General features: G+C 57.0%; 9 protein-coding genes and 1 other RNA gene. 6 read left to right on the top strand and 4 right to left on the bottom strand.

Annotated features, from left to right (window positions below):
• The first annotated feature begins 108 nt into the window (after positions 1 to 108).
• Positions 109 to 473: a transfer-messenger RNA gene (ssrA, locus tag BQ9843_RS07630) on the top strand.
• 233 nt (positions 474 to 706) lie between these two features.
• Here the strand turns inward: ssrA and BQ9843_RS07625 are convergent.
• The 3 genes from BQ9843_RS07625 to BQ9843_RS07615 form a co-directional block, all read right to left on the bottom strand.
• Positions 707 to 1,477 carry an amino acid ABC transporter ATP-binding protein gene (locus BQ9843_RS07625; RefSeq protein ID WP_075844528.1) on the bottom strand — a complete coding sequence of 257 codons (771 nt, stop codon included), beginning with the start codon at positions 1,475 to 1,477 and terminating at the stop codon, positions 707 to 709.
• 2 nt (positions 1,478 to 1,479) lie between these two features.
• Entirely contained in the window at positions 1,480 to 2,661 is a 1,182-nt protein-coding gene (locus BQ9843_RS07620; protein ID WP_195906640.1) for an amino acid ABC transporter permease, read from the bottom strand.
• Positions 2,662 to 2,736: 75 nt separating this feature from the next.
• The gene (locus tag BQ9843_RS07615) at positions 2,737 to 3,666 is read right to left on the bottom strand and encodes a transporter substrate-binding domain-containing protein (protein WP_083648049.1); all 930 of its coding nucleotides are present in this window, start codon (positions 3,664 to 3,666) and stop codon (positions 2,737 to 2,739) included.
• A gap of 903 nt (positions 3,667 to 4,569) precedes the next feature.
• Here BQ9843_RS07615 and BQ9843_RS07610 point away from each other — a divergent pair.
• Positions 4,570 to 9,597, top strand: a complete 5,028-nt coding sequence (locus BQ9843_RS07610) for a Spy0128 family protein (RefSeq protein WP_075844527.1) — start codon at positions 4,570 to 4,572, stop codon at positions 9,595 to 9,597.
• 92 nt (positions 9,598 to 9,689) lie between these two features.
• Here BQ9843_RS07610 and BQ9843_RS07605 read toward each other — a convergent pair whose 3' ends face one another.
• Positions 9,690 to 11,126, bottom strand: coding sequence for a helix-turn-helix transcriptional regulator (locus BQ9843_RS07605; protein WP_075844525.1), 1,437 nt, complete (start codon positions 11,124 to 11,126; stop codon positions 9,690 to 9,692).
• Positions 11,127 to 11,389: 263 nt separating this feature from the next.
• On the opposite strand from BQ9843_RS07605, the gene rplM reads away from it, so the two are divergent.
• The 4 genes from rplM (at position 11,390) to nagB (ending at position 13,753) form a co-directional block, all read left to right on the top strand.
• Positions 11,390 to 11,833, top strand: a complete 444-nt coding sequence (gene rplM, locus BQ9843_RS07600) for a 50S ribosomal protein L13 (protein WP_022387324.1) — start codon at positions 11,390 to 11,392, stop codon at positions 11,831 to 11,833.
• 2 nt (positions 11,834 to 11,835) lie between these two features.
• The gene (gene rpsI, locus BQ9843_RS07595) at positions 11,836 to 12,231 is read left to right on the top strand and encodes a 30S ribosomal protein S9 (protein ID WP_022387323.1); all 396 of its coding nucleotides are present in this window, start codon (positions 11,836 to 11,838) and stop codon (positions 12,229 to 12,231) included.
• A gap of 201 nt (positions 12,232 to 12,432) precedes the next feature.
• Positions 12,433 to 12,930, top strand: coding sequence for a PTS sugar transporter subunit IIA (locus BQ9843_RS07590; RefSeq protein ID WP_022387322.1), 498 nt, complete (start codon positions 12,433 to 12,435; stop codon positions 12,928 to 12,930).
• Positions 12,931 to 13,009: 79 nt separating this feature from the next.
• Positions 13,010 to 13,753 carry a glucosamine-6-phosphate deaminase gene (gene nagB, locus BQ9843_RS07585; RefSeq protein WP_040221210.1) on the top strand — a complete coding sequence of 248 codons (744 nt, stop codon included), beginning with the start codon at positions 13,010 to 13,012 and terminating at the stop codon, positions 13,751 to 13,753.
• Positions 13,754 to 13,985: the final 232 nt, after the last annotated feature.

The following is a 13,985-nucleotide window of genomic DNA, read 5'->3' as shown; positions in this document are numbered from 1 at the left end:
GCGCTCAACGTGGTAGAATACAGGTCCGCGTTGAGCGCGTGTTCTTTGAAAAGGTCGATGTTGCTGCCGTAGTTGTGATGTGCAGCAATGCCATGACCTCTCGATTGAGGGGGTGACTGGTTTCGACACGATAGCCTTGAGAGAGGAAGCAAGCCGAGGTCTCCTCGCCTCGTAAAACAGGGGTACCGTCAAATTGAATTGACAACAACACTTCTTATGAGCCCATGGCTCTCGCTGCTTAATTTATAGCTGGCGCGTCAACCCGGTGATTTCCCTGACACCGGTGCGACGTCATTTTAGGGGAATGCTCCTGTGCACGTAATCGGTATGGCGCGGGCTAAGACCGAACCGGTTGGGATGCTGCGAGCGTGTCGCTGCGCGCAACGCGTCCGAGATTAAATCAGCGACTGAGCTTGGAGATGCCGATCAGGGGGCTTTCGTGGACCGGAGTTCGATTCTCCGCACCTCCACCACATGGAACAAGCAGGTAGATATGGGTATCTACCTGCTTTTTTATTGCTGTTAAGTCTTGCGGTGTGACAAAAACAAGACAGGTTTATTTTGTCACATAGGGTACCTAACAAAATGCACCCCGGTTACGCGGGGCCTTCCGGGTGTCGAATATAAGAAAGAAAAACGGCGGAAAAGCCTGAAATCCAGGCTTTTCCGCCGTTGCGTACATATTGATATGTGCGAGCGTTGCGAACTAGTCCAGGTAACGGGAGAGGAACTCGCGCGTGCGGGGGAGTTTGGGCGCGGTGAACATCTCGTCGGGGCTCGATGCCTCGGCAATGACGCCCTTATCCATAAAGACAAGCTCATCGGAGACGTTGCGGGCGAAGGCCATTTCGTGCGTCACGACAACCATCGTCATACCGCCTGCGGCAAGATCTCGCATGACGCTCAGTACCTCGCCGGAGATTTCGGGATCAAGAGCGGACGTGGGCTCGTCAAAAAGCATGAGGTCGGGCTGCATGCACAGGGCACGGGCAATTGCAACGCGCTGCTTTTGGCCACCAGAAAGACGGGTTACATCGGCGCGTGCAAAATCGGCAAGACCCACGGCTTCGAGATGGCGCATAGCCGTCTGCTCGGCCTTGTCTTTGCTCATTTTCTTGAGCGTGACGGGAGCGAGCGTGCAGTTGTCCAGTACGTTCATATTGTTGAAGAGATTGAACCCCTGGAATACCATGCCGATTTTCTCGCGCAGCTTGTTTACATTTACGTGGTCGGCGGCGAGGTCTGCTCCATGGAACCAAACATGGCCGGCATCGGGGGTTTCCAACAGGTTGAGGCAGCGCAAGAGCGTCGACTTACCTGATCCAGAGGCGCCGATGATGGTAACCACCTGACCGGGCATAACCGAAAGCTCGATGTCGCGCAAAACGACGTTGCCGTCAAAAGACTTGCGCAAGCCCTCAACGCGAATGACGGGCTCGTTTGCAGAAGGCGAGAAAGAAGTTGCGTCCAAAGCCATGACTAGGCCTCCGTTCCAAGAGAAAGGGGCTTTGCGTCCGAAGTGCTGCCAAGGGGCTTGCTCTTAACGTTGAGGCGACGTGACAGACGTCCCAGCAGCCACGATGCAATGGCAGTCATGATGAGATAAGCCACAGCGGCGACCAGATACGCATTGAGCTGTTTGTAGTAGATGCCCGCAACAGTGCTTGCGGCAAAGGTGAGGTCGAACACGCCGATGACAGAAAGAACCGAGGAATCCTTGATGTTGATGACGAGTTCGTTGGAAAGACCGGGGATGGCAAATTTAATACCCTGGGGGAAGACGACCTTGATCATTGCCTGCCATTGCGAAAGGCCAAGCGAGCGCGCTGCTTCCATCTGACCCATGTCGACCGACTCGATGCCGCCTCGCAGTACTTCCATCATGTAGGCGGTGGAGTTGAGCGAAACTACGACAAGGCCTGCGGTGAAGCGCGACCAGATGTTGTTGACCTCGGTAATGCTAAAGCCAAAGCTGCTCACAACGGCGATGCCCAAGTAGTAGATAATGACGCCCTGCACGAGCATTGGGGTGCCGCGCACGATAGTGGAATAAAACTTAGCAAAGCCCACGCCGACCTTCTTGAGGAAGCGTGTGAAGTCGTTATCGGACCGATCGATTTCCATGATGCGGATGGCAACCAGCAAAATTGCCAGGAAAAATGCGATGACCGTACCAAAGACGGCGAGCTCGATGGTGGTGACGACGCCGGCGATATAGGTTTGCTTGCCCTGCTGGAACATATAGAGCACCTGGACGAGCATATCCTTGGGCATAGAGGTTGCGCTGGCTGCGGCTGCCCATGCAGAGGCGAATCCCAGGACAACGCGATCGACGACGAGTATAGCCACCATCGCCCAGATGACATACGACCCAAGACGGAGGGCGCGCACGACGCCCGGTTTGGTAAAGGGTGCCGTTTGCGCATAGGTCTTCCAATGCGTGAATTTAAACACCAGCGCCACGGCAGAAAGAACGATCCAGGCTACGAGCAGGTAATACATCACGAGTTCAACAGTGAACGCGTGGGCGAGAAAGCTCATAGGGGAGCGGGGCTGGCTGGAGAGCATCATGCCGATTGCGGCGATCGCAGAGGTGCCGAGCAGCACGTAGCGATGATCGCGGCGGGCAAATGAGGCGATGCGTGAGAATGCGGACGCCATAATAATCCTTAGTGTAAATCAAGAAAGGGCGAAGATGCGATCTTCGCCCTGCAGCGTACATACAGTATGCGGCGATTAGGCCGGCTGGCGATCCATGCAGTCCTGCCAGATCTGCAGGCGTTCTTTTTGCGAGATATCGCCGATAATCTTATTGAGCTCGTCGAGGATGTCGTCTTGGCCCTTTGCGATGGCGGCGTTGTCGGGGTTGCTCGGATCGGAGAAGCCCTCACCGTCGGCCAGCTCGACCTTCTTAAGGTCGGGGTAGTTTTCAAGCAGGTTGGGCAGCGACATGGAGGAGAAGGTGATGGCGTCGCAGGTGCCGTTCTCGATGCCGTCGACTACAAGCGGTACGGTAGCAACCGGCGTAAGATGATTGACCTCGGGAATCTCGTCAATGAGCTCATCGTAGAAAGTGTCCTTCTGGCCAAGAACGGTGGCGCCGGTGAAGTCGGAGAGTTTGGTGGCGTTGGCGTACTTGGAATCTTTCTTCACGACCATGATCACTTCGTCATCGATATAAGAATCGGTGAAGTCGGCAGACTGGGTTCGCTCGGGCGTGACCGACATGCCAGCGCAGATGATATCGATGGTGCCGTTGCCAAGAGCGTCGACGAGCGCGCCAAACTCCATCTTGACGGCGACGGGCTCCATGTCGAGAGCTTTAGCAATGCGCTTGGCGATTTGCACGTCATAGCCGTCGGCATAAGCGCCCGAGACGTTCTCGATGGGGATTGTGGTGTCGGATTCGGCAGACTCCTGCCAGTTGTAGGGGGCGTATGCGGCCTCCATGCCGATACGCAGGGTCTTGCCGTCACCGAGCTTGCCGACGGCTTTCTTGGAGGAGCTGGATTTAGAGGAACCCGTGTTGGAGCCGGTGGTTTGTGCTGCAGGGCCGCAGCCGGTAAGGAACGTTGCACCCGCAACGGTGAATGCGGTGATGCCGCTGAGTTTGAGGAAATCGCGGCGTGAGCATGCGCGACCAAACGCGCCGAAGTTTTTCTCCATGATGAGAGCCTCCAAAAAAGTTGTGTTACCCCTTCCGCACGACGCAACCGGAAGGGACTCATTCCCTTCCCCCTTGCAACCTAATGCGAGAAAGTTACGCGCGCTAATCAACTAGAATACGACGAATGGAGCCGCTACCTGCAAAAAGCACAGACGGAAACAATGCAGAAACGTTGGGCGCCGTGCCAGGTAGCCGTAGCACCAAGAATAACCTGTCGTTTTGGCACGTGGGGTTCGTGCGGTAGGCGCCGACGATCAAGTGGCTACCAACCGAGTAGTGGTTTTTGGTGCGCTTCCGGGTTCGCTATTTCCGGTTTGTGTGATGGCGTGTCCTGTCGAGTGGCGGTTTTGGTGCATTTCTAAACGAGTGGCGGTTAATCGTGCATCCGAGGGGACAAATCGTTCGCAAAACGTTGGATTATCCGCCATTCATTTTGAAATGCGCGTTTTACCGCCACTGGTTGGCCTAGTGGTGAGTGCGGGCGGCGACAGAAGGGCGCGTCGGGGGAGGAAAGAATCTTGTCGAGGGGCGAAAAAGCCGCCAGCGGGCGCGCCGGTGACACGAGGGGGTATGGTGAGGTCGTTGAGCGCATTACAGAAGAAGTCGTACTTGGCCGAGTAGCCATGATCGCTTGCATCCTATGGGCAAAATGCAGGCACCATCCTTCATTTTCATGGCCAATGCCTCGGTGGGCATGGCACTCGTCAAATCGCAATCGCGCCCGTGTTGATATTCCCCTCTGTACCAGTGCGACCACTGCTGGCTATGCGCGTTTTCCTGCGCTGATCGTGCACTGAGACAATCGTCTCAAACCGTTATTGGAACGTGTGTCACCTGATATGGCCGCCCCCTTTTCTGAATAATCAGACTAAGGATATCTGGCAAAAGAAAGGGGGCTCGCTATGAGCAAGAGGATGAGGGGATTTGCCATGATGGCGCTCGTCTTGCTGCTGGCTCTGCCGGCACTGGCGATGGGCGCTGCCCCAGACTCAAACGCTTCTCCTGCAAGCGAAGGGGGAGGGGTGCAGGCGACCGCAAAGGTCGATCCCGATACCCGCGATCGCTGGCGCCATTGGGCGGCGGGTGGCGGCAACGAGTCGCACATCTCGACGCAGAGCGTCGGGCGTATCTGGACCGACAAGACCGTTCGAGTGGCGGATGACGAGAAGTCCGACTTCCTAACCACGCTCTCGGTCATGTCATCTACCTCCGATACCACCACGACTGAGGTCAAGCCTCTCGACATTGTACTGGTACTCGACGCCTCCGGATCGATGGACGATCCGATGGGCGGCCACGACAGAACTAAGCGCATCACGGCGCTCAAGGGTGCTGCCGGTGACTTCATCGACACGATTGTCGAGCAGAACGAGGGGCTTCCCGCCGAGAGGCAGCACAAGGTTGCCATCGTCAAGTTCGCGGGCAAAAAGTCCAGCAGCGTGGGCAACGGCACGTACCGCAGCAACGGCTATACTTACAATTACTCGCAGGTCATGAAGGAACTCACGCCCTGCGATACGGCTGGGGCGACAAGCCTCAAGGACACCGTTGACTCAATTAGCCCCGCGGGCGCCACGCGTGCCGACCTTGGCCTTCAGCTTGCGCAATCGCAGCTCTCGAGCAGCAATGGACGCGCGGACGCAAAGAAAGTCGTTGTCTTCTTCACTGACGGTTCTCCTACTAGCAGCAACGGATTCGAAAGTGACGTCGCCACGAGCGCTGTTACGTCTGCCAAGGCGATGAAGGATTCCGGTGCCACCATCTATACCATTGGCATCTTTAACGGGGCCGCGCCCACAGACGATCCCGCGAAGAGCGGCACGAGCAAAGAGAACAGATTCATGCACGCGGTGTCGAGTAACTACCCGCTCGCTACATCATATGCTGCAGGATCGCTTGGCTTGCGTGCGCAGAACTCCAACTACTACCAGTCTGCGGCCACGACCTCCGAGCTCGAGAAGGTCTTCAGCGGCATCTCAAGCTCTATCACCACGGGGGCGGGCTATCCCACTCACATCGAGGACGGGTTCGGCCCACATGAGACCGGCTACATCACGTTTACCGACACGCTGGGCGACTTCATGCAGGTTGACGGCTTCCACAGCGCCCAGATTAACGGCACGTCCTTCGCGGTCGCCGGCATGTCCACCGAGGGCAACACTGACACCTATACGTTTGAAGGCACGGCAAAGGACCTGGTCGTTACCGTCGAGCGCGCGGGCGAAGCGAACCCGCGCCAGGGCGATAAGGTTGCCGTCAAGGTGCCGGCATCACTCATCCCGCTGCGCGAGTACAAGATCGATAAGGCAAAGGGCACCTTTGAGGTGGCGGACATCGATGCCGTCAAGCCTCTGCGCGTGACGTATGCTTCGAGCGTCAAGGGCGTCGTGCGCGACAACCTTTTCACGCCCGCAAACGTCACCGGGCTCACTGACTATATCGATGCCAACGGGGATCACGACGCCAACACGGTGAGCTTCTTGGCTAACAAGTGGTCCGGTGGAGACTTGGGCGATACGTACGCCAGCTTCCGTCCGTCTTCTGCCAACAGCTACTACTATCTCCAGAAGGTGACGCCTCTCTACACTGATGAGGCGTGCACCCAGCGTGCAACCGGGAGCCTCGAAGACGCCGCGACGTACTACTACAAGGACGAGTACGTTATCCGTGGTGATGACGGAAAGCCAAAAGATGCCTACACCGCGGTTGCCATCGGCGGCAGCATGATCTCGAGCTTTGAGGGGGCCCTTACCTCCGACGGTACCGGCTATGCGCTTGCCAAGGGCACCGCGCGCCTGCTCTTCATCGACCAGCTGCACACCGAAAAGACCGCCGTGGGTGGTAACGCCACCGGCACCGCCCGCGATGTACTCAATCCCGAGTGGAATGACAGCTCGAGCCTGGCCCGCGCAACGCAGGTCAACGCCCATCTGGGCAACAACGGCAAAATTACGTTTGGTTTAGGCACCACGCCCGCCGCGCTCGATACCAAGGCAAGATTCGGCCTGACCAAGGTTCTCGAGGGTCGCGCGTGGACCGATGCCGACAAGTTCACGTTCGAGATTGGTCTCGCGTCCGGTGACCGCGATGCCCAGAGTGTGCCTAAGACAAGCGTTACCTTGACTAAGAGCGACGCAGACGGACAGGGTCACGCCGCTATCGACTTTGGCACCATCACCTACACCAAGGCCGGTACCTATGTCTACGAGGTCTTTGAGAGGGATGGAGGCGCAAGCGGTATTGCTTACAGTACCAACCGCGCCAGGATCACCGTGGTGGTCACCGTCGATAAGGCCGGCGTGCTTTCTGCAGTTGTCTCTAAGGTCGAGAACCCCACATTTACCAACACATATACCTCCGAGTTAAGCTATTCTGCCGCCGGCGGCCTTGTTATCACCAAGACGCTCAACGGCCACAGCATGGCAGAGGGACAGTTCACGTTTACCGTGGCACCCACCGACGCCGCCTCCGCCAAGGCGCTTGGCCTGTCGGAGGGCGACAACACGTTCGTGACGCCAGCTGCCGCAGACGGCGCGACGGTATCCATCGATGTTCTCGGCGGGCGTGACGTTACGTTTACGCAGGCAGATGCCGGCAAGACCTATAGCTATACCGTCAGCGAGAAAAATGACGGCGCCCTAGGCTATACCTACGACACCGCCAAGCGCACGGTGAGCATTGCCGTGGCAGACGATAGCGCGGGCAAGCTCACGGCTACCACGACCGTTACCGGTGGCGCCATGGGCAGCAAGACCTACACCTACGCCACAGGCGAGACGTCCGAGAAGGCAAAGGTCCCGTTTACCAACAGCTACTCCGCCTCAACCGATAACCAGGGCGGATCGACTGCAACTATCATCGCCGTCAAGGAGATGAAGGGACGCCCGCTTACTGACGGCGAGTTCACGTTCCATCTGGCCTATGCCGGCACCACTACTCCCCTCCGCACGGTACGCAACAACAAGGACGGCACCGTTGGCTTTGGGGCCTTTTCCTATGACACCGCCATGCTGGCAGACCTGGTCAAAAGCGGCCACGCGACCAAGAGTACGAACAAAGACGGCAACTTTGAGTGGACCGTTGAGTACGTGGCATATGAGGATGAGTCCAGCCTGCCCAAGGGCGTGAGTGCTGAGCTTGCGAGCTTCACCGTGATCGTGCACATTGTTGACAATGGCGACGGCAGTCTTAAGGCGACAGTACAGACTGAGGGTGAGGGCAAATGCGTATTCCGCAATGTGTACTCCACGGGAGATCCAGTGACCATGCGGCTTAACGGCACCAAGTTGCTGACCTCGACCGATGGTCTCACGCCGGCGAGCATCAAGGGCAAGTTCACCTTTACCGTGACGCCCAAGGAGGACGGAGCGCCCATGCCCGAGTGCGCGACCGCAACGAACGATGCCGACGGCAACATCGATTTCGGTGACATCACCTTCACCCTCGCGGACCTCAACCGTGCCCTTGGTAACAATGGCACGGCGGATCAGGACGCTTTGGAGCTTGACGCGGCAGTGACCGGTGATGAAAATGCCCAGGCGCTTGACGGAGCCGACGGCATTACTGCAAAAAGCGCGCCCGCAGGGGACGATACGACGTTCGAGCTCGAGGGACCTGCGGCATCGGACGAAGCCTCAGTGAGCGACGCTCCTGCTACCGATGAGGGCAGCGGGGACGTGGCGCCGGTTCCTGTCGAGAAGTCCGGTCCCGTTGGCGATACCATCATTGAATCCGATGAGCCCATGTTGCTCGGCATGCCCGAAATCGAGACCGTGGCGCATAAGATCGCCGATCCCGCAGCACCTGCGGCAACGAAACCCCGCTCCCATACCTTTGTCTATACCATCCGCGAGAGCGGAAGCGCCCCCGGCGTCGCCAACGACCCCGCGAGCACGCGCACGGTTTCTTTTACCGTGACTGACGACGGCGCAGGGCGTCTGACGGTCACGCGTGACCCCGCAGAGGGTCCGGCCTTTACGTTCACCAACAGCTATAGCGTAGAGTCGGTTAGCTCGAGCGTGACCGACCAGCTCACGGTTACCAAGAAGCTTGAGGGCCGCAACCTTGTCGCCAAAGAGTTCACGTTCGAACTCGTCGAGGGCGATACCGTGGTGGCGACGGGCACCAATGCCAAGGACGGCGGCATCACGCTGAGTCCCATTACGTACAAAGGGCCTGGCACGCATACATATACTCTCCGCGAACACGACGCGGGAAAGCACGATCGCGGCATGACGTTTAGCGGTGCCTCCTATATTGTGGTGACCACGGTTAGCGACAACGGAGAGGGCAAGCTTTCGGTGAAGCATGCACTCGAAGACGCTCAAACGGCGACTTTCACCAACGTCTATCGTGCTGCTCCTGCAAGCGTCAAGATTACAGCGATTAAGTCGCTTGTCGGGCGGGACCTCAGAGATGGCGAGTTTGCTTTCACGCTTACGAGTGAGGGCGATACGGCAGACATAAGTCAAACCGCCAAGAACGATGCGTATGGCAACGTATCATTCGATGAGCTGACGTTCGAGGCACCCGGTGTCTACACCTTCAGGATTGCCGAGGTCAAGGGTACCGAAGAGGGAATGACCTACGACGAGAGCGTCTATACGATCACGGTTACCGTCGTTGACAACGGAGAAGGTCAGCTTGAGGCGTCCCTCAGCTACACCAAGAATGGGGAGGCTGTCGAGGCGATTGAGTTCTGCAATACCTTCACCGAGCAGAAGACTTCCGAGAAGCCCCCGGTAAAACCGGATACGCCCATACCGCCGACCACGCCCAAGGGACCCGGCAAGCCAGGTAAATCTGGCGGCATCGTCACTCGAAGCTTCCTGCCCCAGACTGGTGACACCGCTGCGGTGGCCATGGTCATCGCAGCAGCACTCGCCATCGCGGGAATCGCCTTCATCGTCTACGGACGACATCGGCGCTAACGCCTTGCGCGATACGACGTAGCTTTGCCCACTCCCCTCAAGGGTCTGCTCCGTTTGGAGTGGGCCCTTTTCCATGGAGCGACTTTATGCCTCTACGAAGCGTTGTACCAGGTCCAAAAGAACGTGATGAGAGCCGTGCGCGAAGCGGTGCCCGTCTTCTTGTTAATCGATGCGATGAGACGGTAGAGCGTCGAGCGCGAAAGGAAGAGCGCGGATGCGATATCACTCACGCTGTCGTCCATAGTCAGAAGGGCGCGCACCACATCGCCCTCGCGTGGAGTGAGGCTGTATGCCTGGCAGAAGCGCTTGAGGGGCTCCTCAAGCGAGAGAGCGGCTGGCGGTGTCGATGTCGCCTCGCTCGAGTGCGCGGCACCTTGTTGCGACGTATCCTCGGTATTGATGTCGGCTCGGGGGTTCTCGTGTGGGTTCTCGTGTCCGATCTGCTCAGTTCCCGAGCTTAAGAGAAGCGATGCGGCGACGCCCGCGAGCAGAACGATTGTGGCAACTATCATGCCAAGAAGGTCTCCGTAGTCGATCAGGGCAATGGCAGGCGCGCTCACGAGCATCGAGCCGATGTTGTTGAACACACGGCCCATACTCGGCCACAGCTCATGCATCCTCATATGAGCAGAGAGTTTCATATAGGTCGTGGTGAAGAAGACGACAAATACGCCCGACCCCAGGTAGAAAACGATGGCGCTCGCACGTATGCCGACATTGCCTATGAGGATGAAAAGGGCGCAGGCTGAGAGCGCCGCGACGGCAGTCATGATCATGCCGACACGACGCATGTCGAGCTTATCGAAAAGCATGCCGGCGGTAAGGGCGCTTGGCACGAGGAAGAGGCGCGGCCACGAGCCGAGGTCGATGGCATTGGAGGCATGCGATAGGGTGAGTGCGGAGTTGAGGGCTGCAAAAATTCCCGTGAGGCAAAAGATCGCCACGGTGAGACGCACGGTTATCTCTCTGGTTGCGGGGGGTGGAACGGCACCCATGGTCGAAAGATCTTGCCACGCGGCACCATCGGGTGCTTTCGTCTCGGCAATCGCATGGAGAAGGGTCACCACGGCGAGCGTGGAGAGTACGAGGACAATCTGGTTGGGCATATCGCCTGGAACGATGATGTGGAAGATAAACTGAAGAACGATTGCCGAAGCGTAGGTGATAGCGACGGTGCGCGCCAGATAGGGCGTCTTGGCATAGCGGCGCGCAAGGAACGAATGGGCGGCGCTGCCGATATAGCCGAGCGTCGCGAAGAGGACGATGCCCCCGGCGAGGAACGCCCAGGTGCGTCTGGCCATGATTGTAACGACAATCGCGGCGACGGCGAGCGTGCCTATGAGGGTCGAGACATCGTGCCGCCTAGTGGGGAGGCGGTAGCATAGATAGGGCCTGAGGATGAAACCAATGACACTCGAGCCGAGCATGAGGCTCTCTAGGGGCGAGACGAGGGAAGGGCCAAAGAGTAGTGCCGCATGCTCGTCGAAGATAAAGGTACTCGTGAGGAAGACGAAAAAGAACAAAGCCAAGCTAACGAGCTCCCGATATCCTGTCTGCGTCCGCTGTGTTCTGTGCATCCGCGCTCGCATAAAGGCTTCCTTTCGCTATCGATTCTTCGTATTGTACAAAAGGCCTCAAGGATGCGCGAAGGATGTTCGGCCGCATATGCAGAAACTCTGATAGAACGCCGAATTATCGTTGACTTAAAGCGTTCGCGCGGTATACTCGACAAGTTACTTTGCAGAGCCCCGTGAATCTCTGTTAAGACACGCAATGTACATGGAGGAGTCAAGTGATTCAGAAATCGACTCACTACGCCAAGCAGGGCGAGGTCCAGCGCAACTGGGTTCTCGTCGATGCCGAGGGTGCTGTTCTGGGCCGTCTGGCCACTCAGGTCGCAATGATCCTGCGCGGTAAGAACAAGCCTCAGTTCACCCCCAACTCTGACTGTGGTGACTTCGTGGTTGTCATCAATGCCGACAAGGTCCAGCTTACCGGCAACAAGGCCAACCAGAAGGTCTACTACCGTCACTCCGGCTACAATGGCGGCCTCAAGGCCGAGACCTTTGTCGAAGCCATGGAGAAGCACCCTGAGCAGGTCATCGAGCGCGCCGTTCGCGGCATGCTTCCCAAGACCACGCTTGGCCGTCAGCAGCTCAAGAAGCTGAAGATCTACGCTGGTGCCGAGCACCCGCATGCTGCTCAGAACCCGACCAAGATTGACCTGGAGGCTTAAAGATGGCTGAGAACACCGTTGTTTATTACGGCACCGGCCGTCGTAAGAACGCCGTTGCCCGCGTCCGTCTCGTTCCCGGTACCGGTAAGGTCACCGTTAACAAGCGCGATGCCGAGGAGTACTTTGGCCGCAAGCAGCTGGTCGAGGACGCTCTCGCTCCCTTCAAGGTTACCGATACCTTCGGTTCCTTTGATGTCATCGCCCTTCTTGATGGCGGCGGCATCTCCGGCCAGTCCGGCGCCCTTCGTCTGGGCATTGCTCGCGCTCTTCTGAACGCTGGCGATTACCGTGCCGACCTCAAGAAGGCCGGTTTCCTGACCCGCGATGCTCGCGTGGTCGAGCGCAAGAAGTACGGCCTGAAGAAGGCACGTCGCGCTCCGCAGTTCTCCAAGCGCTAAGCATTTCGCCTGGTATTTGGATTCAAAAACGGAGTCTGCCGCATGTTCGGCGGGCTCCGTTTTTTCATGTCGCTGGATCGCATCCAGCGTTTGCATAATGAATTGCTTTGTTGTTGACACATTCCGATATTCTGTTTAAATCGGACGTGCTTCGCGTTACGATAATGTCTGTGCGCTATATCGCGTGCGACAAGGAGGATCATGCTGAGCGGGCTTTTCAAGACTTTTGGCATGCGGAGCAAACGCAATACCTTGCTCTCGCCGCTTGCGGGTAAGGTAATTCCTCTCTCTGAGGTGAACGACCATATTTTTGCCGCCGGGCTCTTGGGCCAAGGCGTTGCTATTGAGCCCTCGGGTAACCATGTGGTTGCCCCTTCCGATTCTAAAATCGAAGCGATTTTTCCCACTGGCCATGCCGTGGCGCTTCACACCAACGAAGGTATGGATGTTCTCATCCATGTGGGCCTTGATACCGATCGTCTGGATGGAAAGTACTTCCACGTTTGCACCGCTATTGGACAGAACGTAAAAAAGGGCCAGGTGCTTATCGAGTTTGACCGCCAGGCTATCAAAGATGCCGGCTTTGACGTTACTGCCCCGATTTTGATTTGCAACTCTGTTGAGTTCTCCAGCATCAAGGGCAACGTGGGAAGCACCGTTTCGGAGCTTGACGAGCTTATTACCGCTCGCGAGAGGTAGCTCAAGAAAAGACCACTACACGCTTTATTTAGCGTTATGCTTTTGAGGGATTGTTATTGCTCTTTGAAAGGGGCCTTTCATGATTAAAATCGTTCGCGCTCGCGATTATACGGATATGAGCCGCAAGGCAGCCAACATCATTTCTGCTCAGGTTATCCTAAAGCCCAACTGTGTTCTGGGCCTTGCTACGGGCGATTCTCCCATTGGCACCTATGACCAGCTTATCGATTGGTACAAGAAGGGCGATGTTGACTTTTCCGAGGTCAGCACGTATAACCTCGACGAGTACTTTGGTATCGCGGACGACGACCCCCAGAGCTACCACTACTTCATGAATAAGCATTTCTTCGATCATATCAACATCGACCCCAAGAACGTGCACGTTCCCGCTGGATCTAACACCGATGTCGATGAGGTTTGTGCTTCTTTCGATAAGATGGTTGCCGACGCTGGTTTCTGCGATCTGCAGCTTCTGGGCATTGGTCGCAACGGCCATATTGGCTTCAACGAGCCGGACGACGTTTTCTCCAAGGGCACGCATTGCGTTAACCTGACCGAGAGCACCATCGAGGCTAACAGCCGTCTGTTTGAGCGTGAGGAGGATGTGCCGCGTCGCGCCTACACCATGGGTGTTCAGACCATCATGAACGCTCGCTCCATCTTGGTTGTTGCCAATGGCGAGAAGAAGGCCCAGGCTGTTCACGATATGTGCTTTGGCCCGGTTACCCCGCAGTGCCCTGCCTCTATCCTGCAGCTGCACACCAACGTCACGATCGTTGCCGATGACGAGGCGCTCGCTCTGTGTAAGGACGAGCTTGCCTAGTTTCGATTTGATACACCTTGGTGCGTAGATAGCGTCAAGGTTGTACGGCCCTGAAGTGATTCGGGGCCGTTTTTTTATGCTGAGTTATCAACAAAACTGCGCCAATCTAACTCATTTCTTACGGCAATCTCAAATAAATCAAACAGACCGGCTGGAGCTTGGCAAAAACTCTGATTAACACGTTTAATTCTGTCGGACAAATATGCAATGGCGAGCGCCGTAAAATGCACCA

It is taken from the genome of Collinsella bouchesdurhonensis, assembly GCF_900155365.1.
In the GTDB taxonomy this organism is placed as follows: Bacteria; Actinomycetota; Coriobacteriia; order Coriobacteriales; family Coriobacteriaceae; genus Collinsella; species Collinsella bouchesdurhonensis.
The sequence above is the reverse complement of the archived record's forward strand: the minus strand, read 5'-3'. Positions and strand labels throughout refer to the sequence as shown.

Bases quoted from the DNA above. Each gene is read 5' to 3' on its own strand.
- BQ9843_RS07625 (WP_075844528.1), bottom strand. From the start codon at position 1,477: ATGGCTTTGGACGCAACTTCTTTCTCGCCTTCTGCAAACGAGCCCGTC.
- BQ9843_RS07620 (WP_195906640.1), bottom strand. From the start codon at position 2,661: ATGGCGTCCGCATTCTCACGCATCGCCTCATTTGCCCGCCGCGATCAT.
- BQ9843_RS07615 (WP_083648049.1), bottom strand. From the start codon at position 3,666: ATGGAGAAAAACTTCGGCGCGTTTGGTCGCGCATGCTCACGCCGCGAT.
- BQ9843_RS07610 (WP_075844527.1), top strand. From the start codon at position 4,570: ATGAGCAAGAGGATGAGGGGATTTGCCATGATGGCGCTCGTCTTGCTG.
- rpsI (WP_022387323.1), top strand. From the start codon at position 11,836: ATGGCTGAGAACACCGTTGTTTATTACGGCACCGGCCGTCGTAAGAAC.
- BQ9843_RS07590 (WP_022387322.1), top strand. From the start codon at position 12,433: ATGCTGAGCGGGCTTTTCAAGACTTTTGGCATGCGGAGCAAACGCAAT.
- nagB (WP_040221210.1), top strand. From the start codon at position 13,010: ATGATTAAAATCGTTCGCGCTCGCGATTATACGGATATGAGCCGCAAG.